The sequence below is a fragment of the Dokdonella fugitiva genome (genome assembly GCF_014138265.1).
Lineage (GTDB): Bacteria > Pseudomonadota > Gammaproteobacteria > Xanthomonadales > Rhodanobacteraceae > Dokdonella_A > Dokdonella_A fugitiva_A.
Window position 1 is genome coordinate 245,771 of record NZ_JACGXL010000002.1, and the last position, 20,315, is coordinate 266,085.

Below are 20,315 nucleotides of genomic sequence, written 5' to 3' on the forward strand. Positions count from 1 at the left end.
TGGTGCGCCAACCCGATCGCTTGCGCGACGCGATGGACGGCTCGTCCACGCAACCGCTCGAATTCGTGCAGGCGTTGCGCGGAATCGCGGCGCTGCTCGTCGTCCTCTGGCACGCGAGCATCTACCTGGGCCCATATGGCACGGGCATCGGCGGCAGGCTGTTCGGGTCGGGGGGGTCGATGGGCGTCGACCTGTTCTTCCTGATCAGTGGCTTCATCATGGTGCACACGACGCGCGCCAGCGACGGTTCGTGGAAGGATGCGGCCGTGTTCGCCATCAAGCGCGCCAGCCGCATTTGGCCGGTATGGGTCGTCGCGCTCGTGTTGTGCGTGCTATCCCGCTCGGATGCCCATGCATTCTTGGTCGATCCCGGAAAGCGTTCGTGGCTGCTGCATTCCCTGGTGTTCGTGCCCGCACCGGGTGCGCCGTCGGACTTCGCGCCCATCTACGGTTTCCCCGTGCTCGGCGTCGGCTGGACGCTCAACTACGAGATGTACTTCTACGCGATCTTCGCCGCGTCGATGCTGTTCGCCCGCTGGCGCTGGCATGCGTTCTTCGCCTGGATCGTCGCGACCATCCTGTTGCTGCCGTATTGCGCCGGACATCTCGTGACGACCGCGGACTGGGGGGGACTCGCCGCTTCCGGCAACGCGCATCGATTCCAGGTGCACTATCTCGACCTGGCGACCAACCCGCTGGTCCTGCTGTTCGTCGCCGGCGTGCTCATCGGCTTGCTCCATGGTTCGCGCCATGCCGTCGGCAATGCGCGCGTGCTGAAGATCCTGTGCCTGGCAGTGACTGTCGGCGCGGTGCTGCAGTACGCGATGCAGTGGCGCGTCGGCCACGGAGTCGGTCGGTGTGGCGTTTCGCTGGGCCCGCTGCTGCTGGTGTACTGCATGGCGAGCAAGCGCATCGCCATGCCCGTGCCGCGCTGGCTCGTCGGCCTCGGCAACATGTCGTTTTCCCTGTACCTGCTGCATCCGATCGCGCTGGGCATCCTGCAATCCCTCGCGATCCGGCCCGGCCCGAATCATGGATGGGCCGCGATACTCCTCATGATGGCCTTGTCCGTCGCCCTCGCTGCGCTGTCGTACTTCGTGATCGAACGGGGCCTGTGCGAGTGGCTCAAGGAAAAGATGTTGCGCTGGCTCCCTTCGCGGCCCGCGGCGAGCTGCGCCAGCACGGGCTGATCAGCGCACGCCGAGGCGCGTGACGAAGCGCGCGCCGCCGAGCGTCGGCGAACGGTCGACGACGAGTTCGCCGCGGTACGCGCGCACGATGTCCTGCACGATCGCCAGGCCGATGCCGTGGCCCTGCACGCGCTCGTCGCCGCGCACGCCGCGCTGCAGGAGATGCTCGACCTTGTCGTCGGGAATGCCCGGTCCGTCGTCCTCGACCGAGAACTCGAGGCCCGCGCGCCGCCCGCCGGCAGTCGCGAGCGGGCGGGCGTCGAGCAATACGCGCCGGCGCGCCCACTTGAATGCGTTCTCGAGCAGGTTGCCGAACAGCTCCATGAGGTCGCCCTGGTCGCCGTGGAAGCGCGCCGCGGGATCGATCTCGAACTCGCACAGCACGGACTTGCCCGCATAGACCTTCTCGAGGCTGCGCACGATCTCTTCCGCGTACGGTTCGATGAGCAGCGGCGCGGCGAACGTCTGGTGGCCCGAGGTCGCCGCGCGCGAGAGCTGGTAGGCGACGATCTCGTCCATGCGCCCGACCTGCTCGAGCACGGTCCAGCGCAGCGATTCGCCGTCGCTGCCGGTTTCGAGCTGGCTGCGCATGACCGCGAGCGGCGTCTTCAGGCTGTGCGCGAGGTCGGACAGCGTGTTGCGGTAGCGCTTGACGCGGTCGCGCTCCGCTTCGATGAAGCTGTCGAGGCTGGTCGTGAGGCCGGACAGTTCGACCGGGTACTGGTTGCCGAGGTGCTCCTGCATGCCGCGCTCGACGCGCACGAGGTCGGTGGAGACACGGCGCAGCGGCGCGAGGCTCCAGCGCAGCACGGCGAGCAGCAACAGCAACAACGCCACGCCGAGCACCCCGAGCCAGGTCAGCAGGGTGCGCCGGAACACGTCGATCTGCGCACGCAGCGCGTCGCCGTCCTCGCCGACATAGAACGTCAGGTGCAGTGCGTCGCTCTTGCCGCCGCTGTTCCAGTCGACGCCTTGGGCGAGCACGAACAGGTCGCCCGCGGGGGTCTCGACCGGCCCGCGGAATTGCGCCGGCCCTCGCGGCAGGGGTTCGGTGAACGGCAGTTCGCGCCCGACCGCCGACGGCGAGCGCCAGCTGCCGTCCTTCGAGCCGAGGATCTTCGCGCCGACGATGCCGGCGTAGAGGCCACTCTGCGAAGGGCGGTCGAAACGCGGGTCCGGGCCGACCTCGGGCGGGATCAGCGCGCCCGCACGGGTCGTGTCGGACCCGGCGAGGTAGGCGTACATGTAGCCCTGCAGGCGCTCGCGCAACGAGCTCTCGGCCGCTTCGTAGAACGCGCGGTCGAGTGCGATGAAGGCGAGCGCGAGGAACGCGGCGAGCACGAAGCCGGCCGCCGCGAGGGAGCGCGCTTGCAGCGACAGCGGGCGCGCCACGTGCGCGGTCTCAGGCGTTTTCTGCCTGCGCGTTGTCGTCGACCGGGTTGTCGCTGCGCTCGAGCGCGAAGCGGTAGCCGCGGCCGCGCACCGTCTCGATCGGCTTGATCGCGTTGTCAGGGTCGAGCTTGCGGCGCAGGCGGCCGATGAACACCTCGAGCACGTTCGAATCGCGGTCGAAGTCCTGCTGGTAGATGTGCTCGGTCAGGTCGGCCTTCGAGACGAGCTCACCGGCATGCAGCATGAGGTACTCGAGCACCTTGTATTCGTAGCTGGTCAGGTCGACCGTGCTGCCGTTGACCGCGACCGTCTGCGCGGTCGTGTCGAGCACGACCGGCCCGCACTCGAGCGTCGGTCGCGACCACCCGCTCGCGCGCCGCACGAGCGCATTGAGCCGGGCGAGCAGTTCCTCGACGTGGAACGGCTTGACCAGATAGTCGTCGGCGCCGTTCTTCAGCCCCTGCACCTTGTCCTGCCACGACGAGCGCGCGGTGAGGATCAGGATCGGATAGCGCTGCCCGGCCTCGCGCAGCTGCTTGACCAGATCCATGCCGGACAGTTTCGGCAGGCCGAGATCGATGATCGCCACGTCGAACGGCACTTCGCGCCCGAGATAGAGGCCTTCCTCGCCGTCACCGGCCGCATCGACCGCGAAGCCGTCGCGCTTGAGGCGCGCCGCGAGCGTTTCGCGCAGGGGTGCCTCGTCTTCCACCAAAAGTACGCGCATGTGTCCTCCGTCAGTCTCGTCCGTGCCCGCGCCGATGTGCCGCCTACTGCTCGGCCTGCACCTGCACGATGCGCACCTGGCCATCGCGGGTCAGGATCTTGATGCGATACACCTTGCGCTTGCCGACATTGAGCGCCTGCACCGACAGCACCTTGCCGCCCACTTCCTGCTGCGCCTGCGCCACCGCTTCCTGCACGCTGATCTCGCGCGCGTGCGCTACCGTCGCGGCGAGGACAGCGCAGAACAGGAGCAGCCGGCGATTTCGATTGGTTCGCATCACTCCGTCCGCATCATAGCGACCGCGGCTCTAACCGCGGAAGCCACGATCGCCGTTGGCCGGAGTCTCGGCAGCGGGGATTGAATTTCGGCTGAACCCGCTGCAAGGCCCTGCCCGCGCGAACAAAATTCCGCGCACCGGGAGCGCGGTGAAGCAGCCGTCCGCTGCGTCCGGCGAGGGCGGCTCAGAAGATCTCGGCGACGCAGCAGCGCAGGCTGCCGCCCGCCTTTTCGATTTCGTCGAGGTCGACCGCGCCGAGGGAGAAGCCGCCGCGCTCGAGCAGTGCGCGCTGCGACGGTTCGAGCACGGCCGCCGCCGCCGCGCTCATCCAGACGCGGTCGGGCGCGAGCGCGATCGCGTTGCCGGCGAACGCGCGCTTCTGCGCCGGGCTCAGGCGGACCGCCTGGCCGCCGTACGCGCGCGCGATCGCGTCCGGCACGGCCGGGTCGGCGAAGCCGTCGCCGGCGAGGATCACCGCGCGGCCGGCGAGCACCGCGAGCACGACGTTGGTGTGGTACTCGCCCGCGGCGAGTTCGAACGCGAACGTGAGGCGCAGGCCGAATGCCTCGTGCATCGCGCGCGCGCCGGCCATGTCGCAGCGTTCGGACAGGCCGCAGTAGCCGATCCCGCGCGCGCGATCGATGACGAGCGCACCGGTCAGCTCGGCGACGTAGTCGCCGCCCGACAGGTCGAGCTCGTGATAGCCGAGCACGTCGCGGAAGAAGCCGCGGATGTCGTCGCGCGCGGCCTCGCGCTGGCGCACCGGATGGCGCATGCGGCCGACGATGAGGTTGCCGCGCGCGGTCGCGAACACGTTGTTCGGGAACATGCCGTCGGGACAGTCCGGGTCGCCGGGGAAGGTCAGCACCGGCACGTCGGCGCCGAGGCGGCGCGCGAGTTCGGCGTGCTGGCGCAGCGCGCGCAGCGGGTCGGGCGCGCGCGAAAGATCCATGTAGCGGTTGTCGCGCGCCGATTCCTCGGCGAGCACGCTGCTCGCCGGGCTGACCAGGAACGCGCTGCGCGCGGTCGCCGCGCCGCGCATCGGGTAACGCTCGTCGGTGAACTCGGCGAGGAACGCGGCGGGGTCGGTGACGAACATGGATCAGCCTCGGATCACGGCGTCGTGGCGGAAGCAGCCGACCAGGTGGTCATTGACCATGCCGGTCGCCTGCATGAACGCATAGCAGATCGTCGAGCCGACGAAGCGGAAGCCGCGCTTGCGCAGGGCCTTGCTCATGCGGTCGGACACGTCGGTCGTCGCCGGTACTTCGGCGCGCGTGCGCCAGCGGTTGCGCAACGGCCGGCCGTCGACGAACGACCACAGGAACGCGTCGAGGCTGCCGTGCTCGGCGATCGCCTCGAGCGTCGCGCGCGCGTTGTCGCGCACGGATTCGATCTTCATGCGGTTGCGGATCAGCCCGGCGTCGCCGAGCAGGCGCTCGACGCGCGCGTCGGTGATGCGCGCGCAGCGCGCGATCTCGAAGTCGCCGAACGCGCGGCGGTAAGCCTCGCGCTTGGCCAGCACCGTGCGCCAGCTGAGGCCGGCCTGCGCGCCTTCGAGGCAGAGAAATTCGAACAGCGCGCGATCGTCGTGCAGCGGAACGCCCCACTCGCTGTCGTGGTAGTCGCGTTCGATCTCGCTGCCTGCGGCCCAGTCGCAGCGGACAGGCTCCCGGCCTTTCATGTAACGACCCTCGATCGTGGACACGTATCATACGCAGCCCGCCGCCCGCGCCACGCGCACGACTGTGACCGACGTCTCATCTTCCCGCCGTCCCGCGCTCGTCGCGCTCGCGCTGCTCACGCTGATCTGGAGCTACAACTGGATCGTCATGAAGCAGGCGCTGCGCTACAGCGGCCCGTTCGAGTTCTCCGCGCTGCGCTACGTGCTCGGCAGCGGGGTGCTGTTCGCGGCGCTGCTGCTGCGCGGCGAATCGCTGCGGCCGCCGCCGCTATGGCCGACCACGCTGATCGGCCTCGCACAGACGACCGGCTTCCAGCTGTTCGTGCAGTCGGCGCTGCTCGTCGGCGGCGCCGGCAAGACGGCGCTGCTCGCCTACACGATGCCGTTCTGGGTCGTGCTGATCGGCTGGCTCGCGCTCGGCGAGAAGCCGACGCGCCGCCTCTGGCTCGGCCTCGCGGTCGCCGGTGGCGGCCTCGTGCTCGTGCTCGAACCCTGGCACGGCCTCGGCAACGCGGGCAGCTCCGCGCTCGCGCTCGCCGGCGGCGTCTGCTGGGCGATCGGCGTGGTCGCGTCGAAGCGGCTGTTCCAGCGCGGCGGTACCAGCGCGCTGTCGCTGACCGCGTGGCAGATGCTGATCGGCACGCTCGTCGTCGGCGTGATCGCGCTGCTCGTACCGGAGAGGCCGATCGAGTGGACGAACTGGTTCATCGGCGCGCTCGTCTACAACGCACTCCTCGCCTCGGGCCTCGCCTGGCTCATGTGGTCCTACGTGGTCGCCCGGCTGCCGGCGAACGTCGCCGGCCTGTCGAGCCTCGTGATCCCGGTCGCCGGCATCGCGTTCGCGTGGCTGCTGCTCGGTGAAGTACCAACGCCGATCGAAGGTGCCGGCATCGCACTCATCGCCGCCGCGCTCGCCCTCGTGAACCTGCGCCGCGCTGGTTGACCTATCTCGATAGTCCGCGCGACATGATCACCGCTGCGAGCGGGATCAGCGCGAGCAGGTGCAGCTCGACCAGGACCCAGCGCCGCGCGCTGCGCCATTCCGCCTCGGGCACGCGCCAGCCCGGATCGACGCGGCGCGCGCGACGCCAGCGCAGGAATGCGCGCGTCGGCAGGATCGACAGCAGGCCGACCAGCACGAACAGCGTGACCTTCAGGTGGAACACCGGCGCGTGGGCGTAGAACGACCAGCCCTTGAGGCCGTACACCGCGCGCAGCGCGCCGCTCAGCAGCACGATGCCGGCGAGTGCGCCGTAGCCGGCGTCCGCGCGCGCGATGCGCTCGACGTCGAGCGCTCCGGCACCCGCGCGCAGCAACGTCCATTCCTTCGACAGGAACCAGATCATCGTGAAGATCGCCGCGAAGTGGAAATACGCGAGCAGGGCATCGGTCCACATGGGTTTCGACTCCGCTGGTCAGTCGACGTTGCCGCCGGACAGGATGATGCCGACGCGGCGGCCCGCGAACGCGTCGCGATGGGCGAACACCGCGGCGAGCGCGATCGCCGACGACGGCTCGACCACCTGCTTGAGGCGCGCGGCGATCAAGCGCTGCGCGGCGAGCGTGTCTGCGTCGTCGACGGTGAGCACGCGCACCGCGCAGGCTTCGAGCAGTTCGAGGTTGATCGCGCCGATCGCGCCACGCAGGCCGTCGCAGACGGTGTCGGGCACGAGGTCGGTCACGCGCGTGCCGCGCCGCAACGATTCGTACGCGTCCGCCGCGCCGGCGGGTTCGGCCGCGAACACGGCGATGCCCGGCGCGAGCGCGCGTGCGACGAGTGCGCTGCCGCCGATCAGCCCGCCGCCGCCGACCGGCGTGAGCAGCACGTCGAGGCCGTCGATCTCGCGCAGCAGTTCGAGCGCGGCCGTGCCCTGGCCCGCGATCACGCGCGGATCGGTGTAGGGATGCACGAGCGTCGCGCCGGTCGCGCGGCGCACCCGCTCGGCCGCCTCTTCGCGCGCGGCGATCGTCGGCGCGCAACGGTGCAGGGTCGCGCCGTAGGCTTCGATCGCGGCGAGCTTGGAGCGCACCGCACCCTCAGGCACGACCACGTGCGCGCGAATGCCGCGCGTGCGCGCCGCGAGCGCGAGCGCCGCGCCATGGTTGCCGGAGGAGTGCGTGACGACGCCGCGCGCGGCATCCGCCTCGTCGAGCGACCAGACTGCGTTGCAAGCACCGCGGAACTTGAACGCGCCGACGCGCTGCAGATGCTCGCACTTGAAGTGCAGCTCGGCGCCGGCGAGCGCATCGAGCGAACGCGAATGCATGACCGGCGTGCGGTGCGCGTGCGGCGCGATACGCGCGGCCGCGGCTTCGATCGCGCGGAAATCCGGCAGGGTGTGCGCTGGCATGTTCGCGGCGGCAGGCAGGCGGAGCGCGTCACGATACACGCGCGCGCGGCGTGCATGCTAGCCTGCCGTCCCGTTCCACCCCTGCCGCCGTCCCGCCGATGAACGACCCCGCCGGCGCCAAGCCGACCCGCTTCCTGCGCGACTACCGCGCGCCGGCCTGGCGCATCGACGACGTCGAACTCGACGTCGAGCTCGACGCGGCCGCGACGACCGTGCATGCACGCCTGTCGTTGCAGCAGGACGATGCGACCGCGCCGCTCGAGCTCGACGCCGAAGCGCTCGACCTGCTGGATCTGCGCGTCGACGGCCGCGTGCTCGCGGGCGACGAGTTCACGCTGGCCGACGGCCGGCTGGTCGTGCCCGGCCTGCGCGGCCCGCTCGTGCTCGAGTCGCGCGTGCGCATCGCGCCGGATCGCAACACCGCGCTGCAGGGCCTCTACCTCAGCGGCACGCCCGAGCACGGCTTCCTGCTCACCCAGTGCGAGGCCGAGGGTTTCCGTCGCATCACGCCGTTCCTCGATCGCAGCGACGTGCTCGCGCGCTACACGGTGACGCTGCGCGCCGATCGCGCGCGCTACCCGGTGCTGCTCGCGAACGGCAACGCCGACGGCGCCGGCGACCTCGGCGACGGCCGCCACTGGGCGCGCTTCGTCGATCCGCACCCGAAGCCGAGCTACCTGTTCGCGCTCGTCGCGGGCCGGCTCGAATCGATCGAGCGTACGTTCGTGACCGCGCAAGGCCGGCGCGTGCGCCTCGTCATCCACGCCGAGGCCGATGCGATCGGTCGCTGCGACTGGGCGATGCAATGCCTCGAGCACGCGATGCGCTGGGACGAGCAACGCTTCGGCCGCTGCTACGACCTCGACGCGTTCCACGTCGTCGCCACGCACGATTTCACCATGGGCGCGATGGAGAACAAGGGCCTCAACATCTTCAACGCGAAATACCTGCTCGCCGACCCCGCGAGCGCGACCGACGACGACCATCGCCACGTGCTCGCGGTGGTCGGCCACGAGTACTTCCACAACTGGAGCGGCAACCGCGTCACCTGCCGCGACTGGTTCCAGTTGTGCCTCAAGGAAGGTCTGACCGTCTACCGCGAACAGGAGTTCGAATCCGACCTCGCCTCGCGCACGCTGCGCCGGATCGAGGACGTGCGCCTGCTCTGGCGTGCGCAGTTCAGCGAGGATGCGGGTCCGCTCGCACACGCGGTGCGACCGGACCGCTACAGCGAGATCAACAATTTCTACACCGCGACCGTGTACGAGAAGGGCGCCGAGATCGTGCGCATGCTCGGCGTCGTGCTCGGCCGCGACGGCTTCCGGCGCGGCCTCGACCTCTACTTCGCGCGCCACGACGGCACCGCCGCGACGATCGAGGACTTCCTTGCCGCGCTCGGCGACGCGAACGACGTCGACCTTTCGCCCTGGCTCGCCTGGTACGAGCAGGCCGGCACGCCCGAACTGCGTGCGAGCGGTCGCCACGACGCGCGCCGGCGCTGCTACGAACTCACGCTCGAACAACGCACGGCGCCGACGCCGGGACAGGCGCACAAGCGCGCGTTGCCGATCCCGGTCGCGGTCGCGCTGTTCGACCGCAGCGGACGCGCGTTGCCGCTGCGGCTCGACGGCGAGGACGCGGCCGTCGCCGCGAACGAGCGCGTGCTGCTGCTCGGCAGCGACAGCGCGACGTTCCGCTTCGTCGACGTCGACGAGGCGCCGACGCCGTCGCTGCTGCGCGGATTCTCCGCGCCCGTGCGCCTCGTGCAGGACACGTCGCCGCAGGCGCTCGCCGCGCTCGCGCGCCACGACAACGACGGCTTCAACCGCTGGTTCGCGAGCGACGCGCTCGTGCGCCGCCTGTTCGCGCAGGCGCTCGCGCACGGCGAACCCGAGGCCACGCTGTTCTCCACGTGGACCGGCTGCGTCGGCAGCGCGCTCGACGACACCGGCGTCGATCCCGCGCTCGCCGCGGAGATGCTCACGGTCGCCGACGCGACGTCGCTCGCCGACGGCCTCGACGACGTCGATCCGGAAGGCGTGCACCAAGCGCGCGCGCGCGTCGAGACCGGGCTCGCGTGCGCGCTCGTCGCGCCGCTGCTGCGCCGCCGCCTCGCGCTCGGCGACGGCGGCGACCTCGCGGTCGAGCCGCTCGCGCAGGCGCGCCGGCGCCTGCGCAACGCCTGCCTCGCCGCGCTGTGCCGCGCCGACGTCGCGCATGCGCCGCTCGCGCGCGCGCAATACGAACAGGCACGCAACCTCACCGACCGCCTCGCCGCGCTCGGCGTGCTGCTCAGCATGCGCGATGCCGGGGCGAGCGCCGCGCTCGCCGATTTCGCCGCGCGCCACGCCGGCGACGCGCTCGTGCTCGACAAGTGGTTCTCGCTGCAGGCCACCGAAGCCGATCCGCGCGCGTGCGAGCGCGTCGCGGCGCTGCTCGCGCATCCCGCGTTCCGCTGGAGCAACCCGAACAACGTCTATGCGCTGCTCGGCGCGTTCGCGCTGCGCAATCCGCGCGCGTTCCATCGCGCCGACGGCGATGGCTACCGTCTCGTCGCCGACGCGATCCTGCGGCTCGACGCGCTCACGCCGCAGGTCGCCGCGCGCCTGGCGACCGCGTTCGGCGCCTGGCGTCGTTACGAGCCGATCCGGCGCGCGCTGATGCACCGCGAACTCGAGCGCATGCTCGGCCGCGAGCACCTCTCGCCCGACCTCGCCGACATCCTCGGGCGCAGCCTCGCGGTCTGAGCGGCGCGCGGCCTGATAGCCGCACCCGCCGCAATCCGCTTACCCCAGTGCGCGGCGACGCCATCCGGCGCGCCGTCCGCGATCGCCTCGCATCGCCACTGGGGAGTACCGCCATGCATCGCCCGTCCGTCCCGCGAACGCTTCGCCTCGCCCTGCCGCTCGCCGGCCTGTGCGCGGTCGCGGCCGCCGCCGCGCCGCTGCCGCGTTTCGCGACGCATGAACTCACGCCGCTCGACTGCGCGCAGACGCCGTTCGGCCGCCACGTCACGCTCGGCGGCGAAGCCGAGTACGTCGACCTCGTCGCGGCCGGTGCCGCGTTCAGCAACATCGACGAGTACCAGCCCGCCGCGCCGCCCGGCGATCCGCTCGTGCGCACGTTCCGCACCGGCCTCCATCCCGGTGCGCTCGCCGGCAGCACTTTCCTCAAGGCGGTCAGCGTCGACCTCGACGGCGACGGCCGCGACGAGGTCGTCACCGCGAATCGCGCAGCCGGCGGCGCGCTCGTGCTCGGCGTGTTCGAGCGCGGCGCGGGACCTTCGGCGAGCCTCGTCGACACCTGGACGATGGCGCAGCCGTTCAACGTCGTCGACATGGTCGCCGGCGATTTCGACGGATCGACCGACCAGCAGCAGGAACTCGCGGTGCTCGTGCGCACGAGCACGTTCGGCCTGCGCCTGTTCGTGCTCACCGGTGCTGCGGGCGGCGGCATCGCCCAGGCCGACGGCGGCGCCGCGGGCGAGTGGGTGCGCAGCGACGCGGTCGGCCAGGTCAGCCTCGCCGCCGGCGACCTGCTGCTCGACGGCCGCGCGCAGATCGTCGTCGTCGACGAGAAGAGCTTCGGCGCGTCGCGCACGCTCGACTACAACCTGCTCGAGTACCAGCCGGGCACGACGCAGTTGCCCGTCGCCGCGGGCGACAGCGCGATCGGCAGCAAGGTGTTCACGAGCGCGATCGGCATGACCTACCAGGCGGAGAACGGCTCGCCCGGCATCGACAACGTGCTCAAGCTCGAGGCGGACGCGGGCGACGTCGTCGACAGCGCCGCGGCCGAACTCGTCGTGCACATGCAATTCGAGCAGTCGGGATACAACTACATCGGCGCGCGCCTGCACCACTTCACGACCACGCGCGACGGCGCCAACGTGATCACCGGCATCGGCTTCGCGAGCCGCGGCGCCGGCCAGGAATACGACTCGAGCCGCATCGTGCAGGGGCAGAACGAGGACGGCGTCGCGAGTTTCGAGGCGACCGTCGCCGACGTCGACCGCGTGTCGCCCGGCGAGATCGTGCTCGCGCGCGCGGACCCGAACTCGCGCCTGCAGGTGGACGTGTACAAGGCCGAGGTCGACCTCGCCGCCGGTTACACCTGGGTCGAGAGCGGCATGGCGGTGCAGTTCACCAACACTTCGACCGGCGCGGTCGTGCAGCGCGACTGGAACTTCGGCGACGGCACCGGCCTCATCCACGACCTGCACCCGACGCACCTGTATACCAGCGCGGGCAGCTACAACGTGAGCCTCAAGGTCACCGACGACGGCGGCGGCACGCGCACCTACGCGCAGACGATCGCGGTGAGCGCGGGCGGCAGCGGCTCGGGCGGCAACGCGCCGGGCTACATGTACCACCTGCGCAGCTCGCCGAGCTACGCGGCGGGTTATGCCGTCGACAGCCTGCAGGCGCTGTCGTTCGTCAATGTCGCGGTCGGCGACATGGACAAGGACGGCATTCCCGAAGTCATGACGATCGCGCGCAACACGACCGACACGCTGCTGCGCTCGGTCTGGCGCCTCGCCGACACGTCGGTGCCGGCGAGCTTCGCCGGTCGGCATTCCAGCGAGAGTTCGACCGCGTTCCCGGCGATGACCGCGCTCGACCTCGTCGCGAGCGACTTCGACGGCGATTCGGTGCAGGCGACGCTCGGCACCGACTGCCGCCAGGTCGAGGAACCGCAGTTGCGCCAGGTGGTGTGGCTGCCGCCGTACTTCCAGCGCCTGCAGGCGTCCGCCGGCAAGCTCTCGACGTTCGGCGAATCGACCAGCGGCGGCTCGAGCTACGAGAAGCAGTCGGGCAGCTTCACGTCGCACGACGTGTCCGCGTACATCGGCGTCGGCGTCGGTTCCGACCTCGCCGGCGTGAACGCGTCGGTGCATGCGACCGCGGGCTACAACTACCAGTCGAGCTATGGCGCGATCCACGGCAGCGAGAACACCTTCACCGTCGACCAGGGCTACGCGCAGGACCACGGCGAGGCGCTCGCGGTGATCGAGGAGAACAGCTTCAACTGCTACTCGTACCAGGTCGAGAGCGAGGCCGGCGGCGTCGACGGGGGCAGCGCGGTGCGCATGTGCGAGGTCATCGACGGCAGCCGCTTCATGTCGGCGAGCGACGCGCAGGCGTGGGACAAGGAGATCCCGGCCGCGTCGCCCGGCCATCCGCCTGCGCAGTGGATGCCGCTGCAGCGCGACTGGAACAGCATCGCGCTGTTCCGCCCGGTCGCGAGCAACGCCGCGTTCGCCGGCGGCAACGGCGCCGACAAGGCGACCGACGGCCTGTTCTCGACCGCGACCGAATCGAATGCGAGCTCGCAGCCGTACCTGCAGGTCGATCTCGGCGACGTGCGCGACGTGTCCAACATCCGCGTGTTCCCCGCGCACGGCGAGGAAGCGTCGCTGAAGGGCTTTCGCGTCTACGCCTCGGCGAGCCCGATGAACGGCGCCGGCGTGCCGTCCGGCGGTGGCGTGCGCACGTTCGCGCCGGAGACCGCGGACGATGTCGGCTTCGACCGCTGGAACATCTGGACGCGCGACGCCGCGAATCCGTCGACGATGCTGCGCGCGCGCTACATCCGCCTGCAGAATCCGGGCGCGGCGAGCCTGCACGTCGCGGAAATCCAGGTATTCGGCGACGTGCACGCCGAGCCGCCCGCGTATCCGGACGCGGTCTGCGACCCGGTTGCCGGCGACGGCCTGTTCAACGCGTACGTGTGGGACGCGGCGCAGGCGACGTTCCGCAGCATCGAGGTGCGCGGCGACCTGCTCTGGAGCGGCGCCGGTTCGATGCCCGGCTGCACGAACTATTCGGGCCTGCTGCAGGCGTCGATCTGGCCGAACACCGTGGTCGGCGCGAGCGGCACGGTGACGTGGAACCTGAGCCAGGACGCGAGCACGCTCGTCGGCAGCAACACCAGCTTCGAGAGTTCGACGCGCGTCGGCGCCGAGTTCGACCTCGAGGCGGGCTTCATCGCGACGGTGCAGGCCGGCGGCGCGTACGAGTACACGCAGGGCATCACCGAAGACGTGCAGACGACGAGCTTCTGGGGCAGCGGCCTGGAGATCGGCGGCGAGATCAGCGGCTTCGATCCCGCCTACGCCTCACTCATCACGAGTTGCCGCTACAACCCGCGGCCGTACGCGTTCCATCTCGTCGACCTGTCGAACACGGGCTACCGGCACGACGTCTACGCGGTCGACTACACCGTGCACCAGGGGGCCGGCCTGTGGCAGCGCGGCGGCGTCCCCGTCCTGTGCCTGCACGACGACGCGATCTACGCGAACGGCTTCGACTGAGAAAAAAAATCGGAGCCGCGCGCCGCACGGCTCCGATCTTCCCCTGTTCCACCGGTTGCGCGCGGCGCGATGCCGCGCGCGTGTGTTCTGTCAGGCCGGAAGCCTGCTCAGCGCTTCGTTGATCTTCGCGAAACGCGTTTCGAGCTGGTCGAGCGACGTGTTGGACGGCGCTTCGGACCGCGCGCCTTCGATCGCCATTTCGAGGCGACCCAGTTCGATCATCAGGTCGTGACGCAGGAAGAGCGGATTGATACTCATGGTGGCGATGTTGCTCATGGCGCGTGCTCCCGGATTCCCTGTGTCCAGTACACAGCAAGGCCTGTGCCAACAGCGGAAACCGCGTATTGCGCGTTGCGATCACGATTTCGCACGCGCATGATGGCGTCGGCAGCGACGCGGCGCGTCGAAACCTGACGCGGTAAATCCCTCGCAGGCGATGACGGGCAAGAGTTCGCGACGATCGTCACAGTCTGCCAGTGGCGGTTGCGGCTAAGGTCGGAGCATCGGTGTCGCACAGCCACGCGGCGGCACCTCGACTGGGGAGGTTTCCAGGCGGAACGCGCCGTGAGGCGATTCCGAACGACAAACCGGGGGGCACAGGGGCCGCCCGGCACTTCGCAAGCGCACGCTGGCGCGGTTTTCCCGCAGATTTCCGGCGCGCCGCATCGATGCGGCATCGCCACCACTCACTGGCGCCCGGCACACGGTCCTCTTGGATTCCCCCTGTTCCTACGACCGCCGGGCGCCAGCCTCTCCCTCGCGAACACGACGTGCCGCAACCGCGCGAACGCGCAGGCGCACACGCGCTTTTGGAACGCCTGCCTCGTAGAGGCCGTACTCCTCTTTCGGAATGGCCGCCTCGGATCATCGAGGCCGCGATTCATTTGAGAAGTGCGGCCATGGATGGCCGCTGGTGGACGAGCCCGAAGCCGGGACATCACAAGCAGCAGCTCGGTCGATCCAGAAGGCAGCGATCCAGGACGGATCGCAAGAATGAAGGTGCTCCCACCGACGCAGGCCGGCCCCTGAATTCCGGCCATCGGCGTGCTCGCATACGCCGTGCGTCGGTGGGAGTGTACGTCCAGTGCAGCATGTTCCGTGCCAGCATCGGACCGGCGGCTTGCTAGAATGCGCGCGCGGCCGGCGTTCCGGCCGGCACCGGTCGGCACTGCACCATGTATACGTATGACGTCATCGTCGTCGGCGGCGGCCACGCCGGCACCGAGGCTGCGCTCGCCAGCGCGCGCTGCGGCGCGCGCACGCTGCTGCTGACCCACAATATCGAGACGATCGGCCAGATGAGCTGCAATCCTGCGATCGGTGGGATCGGCAAGGGCCATCTCGTGCGCGAAATCGACGCGCTCGGCGGCGCGATGGCGCTCGCGGCCGACCGCGCTGGCATCCAGTGGCGCACGCTCAACGCCTCGAAGGGACCGGCAGTACGCGCGACGCGCTGCCAGGCCGACCGCGTTTTGTACAAAGCGGCCATCCGGCGTCGGGTCGAGACGCAACCGGGCCTGACCCTGTTCCAGCAGGGTGTCGACGCGCTGCGCGTCGAGGGCGGCCGGGTGACCGGTGTCGTGACCCAGTCCGGTCTCGAGTTCCGCGCCGCGGCCGTCGTGCTGACCGCCGGCACGTTCCTCGCTGGCAAGATCCACGTCGGCCTGACCCAGCACGCGGGCGGCCGCGCCGGCGACCCGCCGGCGCAACGGCTGGCCGAAACGCTGCGCGAGCTCGCGCTGCCGGTCGGCCGCCTCAAGACCGGCACGCCGCCGCGCATCGACGGCCGCACGATCGACTGGTCGCAGCTCGAGGAGCAGCCCGGCGACGATCCCGCGCCGGTGTTCTCGTTCCTCGGTTCGACCGCCGACCATCCACGCCAGGTCAGCTGCTGGATCACCCATACGAGCGAGCGCACGCACGCGATCATCCGCGGCGCGCTCGACCGTTCGCCGCTCTACGGCGGCGTCATCGAAGGCACCGGCCCGCGCTACTGCCCGTCGATCGAAGACAAGGTCGTGCGCTTCGCCGACAAGGCCTCGCACCAGATCTTCATCGAGCCGGAAGGGCTCGACACGTTCGAGATCTATCCGAACGGCATCTCCACCTCGCTGCCGTTCGACGTGCAGGTGGAGCTCGTGCGCTCGATCCGCGGCCTCGAACAGGCGCACATCACGCGGCCTGGCTACGCGATCGAGTACGACTATTTCGACCCGCGCGGCCTCAAGGCGTCGCTCGAAACCAAGGCGATCGACGCGCTCTACTTCGCCGGCCAGATCAACGGCACCACCGGCTATGAGGAAGCGGCTGCGCAGGGCCTGGTCGCCGGTCTCAACGCCGCACGGGCGACGCGCGGCCTCGAGCCGTGGACGCCGCGCCGCGACGAGGCCTACATCGGCGTGCTCGTCGACGACCTCGTCACCAACGGCACGAGCGAGCCGTACCGCATGTTCACTTCGCGCGCCGAGTACCGCCTGCAGCTGCGCGAGGACAACGCCGACCTGCGCCTCACCGCGCAAGGCCGCGAACTCGGCTGCGTACCGCAGGAGCGCTACGACGCGACCTGCCGCAAGCGCGACGCGATCGAACGCGAGAGCGAGCGCCTGCGCGACCTGTGGGCGTCGCCCGCGAATGCGCTCGGGCGCGCGATCGACGCGACGCTCGGCATCACGCTCGCGCGCGAGACGAGCGCGCACGATCTTTTGCGCCGGCCCGAAGTCGGCTACCGCGACCTCGTGCGCGTCGAGGGTGTCGGCCCGGGCGTCGACGACGCCGCGGTCGCCGAGCAGGTCGAAGTCGCGGTCAAGTACGCGGGCTACCTCGAGCGCCAGCGCGAGGAGATCGAGCGCAGTCGCCGCCACGACGACACGGCGATCCCGCCCGCGTTCGACTTCGACGCGGTGCGCGGCCTGTCGACCGAAGTGCTCGGCAAGCTCAAGCTGGCGCGACCGCTCACGGTCGGCGAGGCGCGCCGCATCTCGGGCGTGACGCCGGCCGCGGTGTCGCTGCTGCTGGTCCACCTCAAGCGCGGCCTCGGCCGCCGCGTCGCCTGACGCCGTGCGCATCCTCGTCGTGGAAGACGATGCGCTGGTCGCCGACGCGATCCGGCGCGGCCTCGGCGAGGCGGGCTACGCGGTCGACCACGTCGATTCGGCCGAACGCGCGGGTACCGCGCTCGGCGCCGAGTCGTTCGATCTCGCGGTCGTCGACATCGGCTTGCCGGGTGCCGACGGGCTGGCCTTGTTGCAGCGCATGCGACGTGGCGGCAGCGCCGTCCCGGTGCTCATCCTGACCGCGCGCGACGCGCTCGCCGACCGCGTCAGCGCGCTCGACCTCGGTGCCGACGACTACCTCGTCAAGCCGTTCGCGCTGCCCGAACTCGTCGCACGCAGCCGCGCGCTGATCCGGCGCAGCCGCTCGGCGGCGAGCGCGGAGCTCGTGATCGGCGCGTTGCGCCTCGATCTCGCGGCGCGCCGCGCCGAGGTCGACGGCACCGCGGTCAGCCTGACCCGTCGCGAATGGGCGGTGCTCGAATGCCTCGCTCTCAACATCGGCCGCGTCGTCGCCAAGGACCGCCTGCTGCAGGCGATCGCCAACTGGGACGAGGACATCGGCGCCAACGCGATCGAGGTGTACGTGTCGCGCCTGCGCACCAAGCTCGGCGGCGCGGCGCCGATCCGCACCGTGCGCGGGCTCGGCTACCGCCTCGATGACGCGCCCGGCTGAGTCTTCGGTCAGCCGGCGCCTGCTGCGCCTGCTGTTGCTACCGCTCGCGCTGCTGCTCGGCATCGGCGTGTTCTTCGACTACGTGAGCGGTTCGGCGACGATCCGCGCCGCGTACGACCGCGCGCTGCACGAGATGGCGCTCGCGGTCGCCGCGCACCTGCGCGACGCCGATGCCGACGGCCGCATCGACGCCGACCTGCCGCCGCAGGCGGTCGCCGTGCTGCGTGCCGACAGCGTCGACTCGATCTATTTCGCGGTGCGCGCGGGCGACGGCCACCTCGTCAGCGGCGATGCCGACCTGCAGGCGCTCGCGGCGGGCAACGGCTCCGAATTCGGCGACGGCCACCTGCACGGCGAAGCGATCCGCTTGGTCACCCATCCGACGGTGATCGGCAGCACGCCGGTCACGATCACGATCGCCGAGACGACGCGCAAGCGCACGACGGCGATCCGCAGCATCCTCGCCAGCGTCGTGCTCACCGACATCGTGCAGCTCGCCGGCACGCTGCTGCTGGTCTGGCTCGGCGTGCGTTACGGCGTACGCCCGCTGCGCGCGCTCGGTGAACAGATCGAGCAGCGTTCCGCGCGCGACCTCGCGCCGCTCGACCGCGCGCAGGTGCCGGTCGAAGTACGTCCGCTCGTGCACACGCTCAACGCGCTGTTCGAAACCGTGCGCGACAGCGCGCGCGCGCAGCAGCAGTTCCTCGCCGACGCCGCGCACCAGCTGCGCACGCCGCTGACCGGCATCATCGCGCAGCTCGACCTGCTCGCGCGGGAAGCGAGCGGCAACGGCTTCGCGCCGCGCGTGCTCGCGCTGCACGAGGGGACGCGCCGCCTCGCGCACACGGCGAACCAGCTGCTCGCGCTGGCGCGCTCGGAACGCTCGGCGACGACGCACGACGACTTCGCGCCGGTCGACCTCGAGGCGCTCGCCACCGACGCGGTCGCGCAGTACCTCGACCGTTCGCTGCACGCACGCATCGACCTCGGCGCGGAAACCGAGCCGGCGCGCACGCTCGGCAGTCTCTGGCTGCTGCGCGAGCTGCTCGGCAACCTCGTCGACAATGCGCTCGCGTACACGCCCGCGGGCGGCCGTGTCACCGTGCGCAGCGGCGTCGCCGGTGCCGTCGCGTTCCTCGAAGTCGAGGACGACGGTCCCGGCATCCCCACGGATCAGCGCGCGCACGTGCGCGAGCGTTTCCGCCGCCTGCCCGGTTCGCCCGGCAACGGCTGCGGACTCGGCCTCGCGATCGTCGACGAGATCGCGCACGCGCACGACGCGAGCTTCGTGATCACGGATGGCAACGACGGGCGCGGCACGCGCGCGCGCATCGAATTCCGCGTCGCCTGAGCTACGCCCATCGCCGGCTCCAAGGCCTACGCCGCAGGAATGCGCCGTTGCGCGCGTGGGGCGCCGGAAGGATGCCCTTCGCTTCGAAGGACGACGGCCGCTTGTCAGCTTGGCGAAAGCGAGTCGGCGCTATCGTCGCGGCGCGATGGGCGCCGGGACCTTCCACCCCAGGGAAGCACCGGCCGATTCGCACTCAAGGCGGCCCATATCCCCCAGGATGGGCCGCCTTCTTTTTGTGCGATCGTCCGTGATCGCGGCTTCGACAGAGCGATCCTGACCGCAGGATCTTTCGGTCTTCAGAGCTAGAGCGGCCATCCATGGCCGCACTTTTCATCAAGAGCACAAGAAGAAAAAGCTGCTTCTTCGTGCGAAGTTACTTCTTGCGGGCTGCGTCGAGTTTTTCCTGTGCCATCTGCAGCGCCTTCATCGCGGCGTCGTGCATCGAGGTGATTTCCGCAGGCGCGACCTGGCCGCCGCCGTGCTTCTCGTTGATGAGCACGGAGCCGTCGTCGCCCCAGCCGACCAGCGCTCCGCCCTTCTGCTGCACGGCCATCAGCTTGCCGTCCTTGAAGCCGTAATAGACGGCCGAACGACCACCGGCGTCGAGTTCGGTGTTGACGCGCACGTAGCGCACGACACCGCCTTCGCCGAACGCGTCCCACGCGACCGACGTGGTATCCGTCGTGTAGGTGCCGTTGACCGTCTTCATGCCGCCGATGCGGCCTTGCAGCTTCGTGAACTCGGCCTTGAGGCTCTCGGCGGGCGTCGCTTCGGCGGTGAGCACGATCTGCACGTTCGTGCCCGCGCCGTGCGTGAGCACCGGCGCGGCGAGGCCGGCCTGGAAGCGACGGTCGCCGTCGACGAGCGTCGTGTTGACCACGTAGGTGCGGCCCGCGACGATCTTCGAGCGATCGAAGTCGAGCGAGAAGTTGAACGGAGCGGCGCCGCTCACGTCGAGCGTCTTCTCGGCGATCGCCGGCTGCGGCTGCGCGACGTCGACGAGATGCACCTCGAGCTTGCCCGCGCCGATCGTCATCGGGTCATGCAGGGTCACGCTACCGGTGATCGCCGCGCCTGGCGCGATCGCCGGCGCCGCGGCCTTGTCGGTGGTCGCCGTGTCGGTCGAGGAATTGCAACCGCCGAGCAGCGAGAGGGCGGCGATCGCCGCGAGCCAGTAGGTGCGCATGACTGTCATCTCCAACGAGAACGAAAATTATCGTACAAAAGCGGGCTTGGCGCGGAAAACGGACGGGAACAACGGGCGTTCGCCGCGACCGGGGTCGTGCTGCGACGCGGCGACGCAG

General features: G+C 70.4%; 16 protein-coding genes. 7 read left to right on the top strand and 9 right to left on the bottom strand.

Going from position 1 to position 20,315, the window contains the following annotated elements; translation table 11 throughout:
* The first annotated feature begins 2 nt into the window (after window positions 1-2).
* Window positions 3-1,190 (top strand): acyltransferase family protein, encoded by a 1,188-nt coding sequence (locus FHW12_RS07280; RefSeq protein ID WP_182530349.1) that lies wholly within the window; start codon window positions 3-5, stop codon window positions 1,188-1,190.
* Here the strand turns inward: FHW12_RS07280 and FHW12_RS07285 are convergent, their stop codons facing one another.
* From FHW12_RS07285 to FHW12_RS07305, 5 genes are all read right to left on the bottom strand, one after another.
* On the bottom strand, window positions 1,191-2,582 hold the full coding sequence (locus FHW12_RS07285) for an ATP-binding protein (RefSeq protein WP_182530350.1): 1,392 nt from the start codon (window positions 2,580-2,582) through the stop codon (window positions 1,191-1,193).
* 10 nt (window positions 2,583-2,592) lie between these two features.
* The gene (locus tag FHW12_RS07290; RefSeq protein ID WP_182530351.1) at window positions 2,593-3,309 is read right to left on the bottom strand and encodes a response regulator transcription factor; all 717 of its coding nucleotides are present in this window, start codon (window positions 3,307-3,309) and stop codon (window positions 2,593-2,595) included.
* A 43-nt stretch (window positions 3,310-3,352) separates the two neighbouring features.
* Complete coding sequence (locus tag FHW12_RS07295; RefSeq protein ID WP_182530352.1) at window positions 3,353-3,586, bottom strand: PepSY domain-containing protein; 234 nt, start codon at window positions 3,584-3,586, stop codon at window positions 3,353-3,355.
* A gap of 184 nt (window positions 3,587-3,770) precedes the next feature.
* The gene (locus tag FHW12_RS07300; RefSeq protein WP_182530353.1) at window positions 3,771-4,685 is read right to left on the bottom strand and encodes an arginine deiminase-related protein; all 915 of its coding nucleotides are present in this window, start codon (window positions 4,683-4,685) and stop codon (window positions 3,771-3,773) included.
* Between the two features lie 3 nt (window positions 4,686-4,688).
* Window positions 4,689-5,270 carry a DNA-3-methyladenine glycosylase I gene (locus tag FHW12_RS07305; protein ID WP_182530354.1) on the bottom strand — a complete coding sequence of 194 codons (582 nt, stop codon included), beginning with the start codon at window positions 5,268-5,270 and terminating at the stop codon, window positions 4,689-4,691.
* Between the two features lie 16 nt (window positions 5,271-5,286).
* Between FHW12_RS07305 and FHW12_RS07310 the strand changes: the two genes are divergently transcribed.
* The gene (locus FHW12_RS07310) at window positions 5,287-6,213 is read left to right on the top strand and encodes a DMT family transporter (protein ID WP_310735178.1); all 927 of its coding nucleotides are present in this window, start codon (window positions 5,287-5,289) and stop codon (window positions 6,211-6,213) included.
* Window position 6,214: 1 nt separating this feature from the next.
* Here FHW12_RS07310 and FHW12_RS07315 read toward each other — a convergent pair whose 3' ends face one another.
* Window positions 6,215-6,667, bottom strand: a complete 453-nt coding sequence (locus FHW12_RS07315; protein WP_182530355.1) for a DUF2214 family protein — start codon at window positions 6,665-6,667, stop codon at window positions 6,215-6,217.
* A gap of 18 nt (window positions 6,668-6,685) precedes the next feature.
* Window positions 6,686-7,621: a pyridoxal-phosphate dependent enzyme gene (locus tag FHW12_RS07320; protein ID WP_182530356.1), complete on the bottom strand. Its 936-nt coding sequence runs from the start codon at window positions 7,619-7,621 to the stop codon at window positions 6,686-6,688.
* Between the two features lie 98 nt (window positions 7,622-7,719).
* On the opposite strand from FHW12_RS07320, the gene pepN reads away from it, so the two are divergent.
* Both pepN and FHW12_RS07330 read left to right on the top strand, forming a co-directional pair.
* Window positions 7,720-10,368 (top strand): aminopeptidase N, encoded by a 2,649-nt coding sequence (pepN, locus tag FHW12_RS07325; protein ID WP_182530357.1) that lies wholly within the window; start codon window positions 7,720-7,722, stop codon window positions 10,366-10,368.
* 113 nt (window positions 10,369-10,481) lie between these two features.
* Entirely contained in the window at window positions 10,482-13,934 is a 3,453-nt protein-coding gene (locus FHW12_RS07330; RefSeq protein ID WP_182530358.1) for a PKD domain-containing protein, read from the top strand.
* A 90-nt stretch (window positions 13,935-14,024) separates the two neighbouring features.
* Here FHW12_RS07330 and FHW12_RS07335 read toward each other — a convergent pair whose 3' ends face one another.
* Entirely contained in the window at window positions 14,025-14,210 is a 186-nt protein-coding gene (locus FHW12_RS07335; protein WP_182530359.1) for a hypothetical protein, read from the bottom strand.
* Window positions 14,211-15,109: 899 nt separating this feature from the next.
* On the opposite strand from FHW12_RS07335, the gene mnmG reads away from it, so the two are divergent.
* From mnmG to FHW12_RS07350, 3 genes are read left to right on the top strand one after another with little or no spacing between them, the layout of a single operon-like run.
* A complete protein-coding gene (gene mnmG, locus FHW12_RS07340; RefSeq protein WP_182530360.1) occupies window positions 15,110-16,987 on the top strand; it encodes a tRNA uridine-5-carboxymethylaminomethyl(34) synthesis enzyme MnmG in 1,878 nt (625 codons plus the stop codon).
* Window positions 16,988-16,991: 4 nt separating this feature from the next.
* Window positions 16,992-17,660, top strand: coding sequence for a response regulator (locus FHW12_RS07345; protein ID WP_182530361.1), 669 nt, complete (start codon window positions 16,992-16,994; stop codon window positions 17,658-17,660).
* Window positions 17,644-19,011, top strand: coding sequence for a sensor histidine kinase (locus FHW12_RS07350; RefSeq protein ID WP_182530362.1), 1,368 nt, complete (start codon window positions 17,644-17,646; stop codon window positions 19,009-19,011). The genes FHW12_RS07345 and FHW12_RS07350 overlap by 17 nt, the downstream gene beginning before the upstream one ends.
* Window positions 19,012-19,384: 373 nt before the next feature.
* On the opposite strand, the gene FHW12_RS07355 is transcribed toward FHW12_RS07350, so the two are convergent.
* Window positions 19,385-20,197, bottom strand: coding sequence for a YbaY family lipoprotein (locus FHW12_RS07355; protein WP_182530363.1), 813 nt, complete (start codon window positions 20,195-20,197; stop codon window positions 19,385-19,387).
* Between the last annotated feature and the right edge of the window lie 118 nt (window positions 20,198-20,315).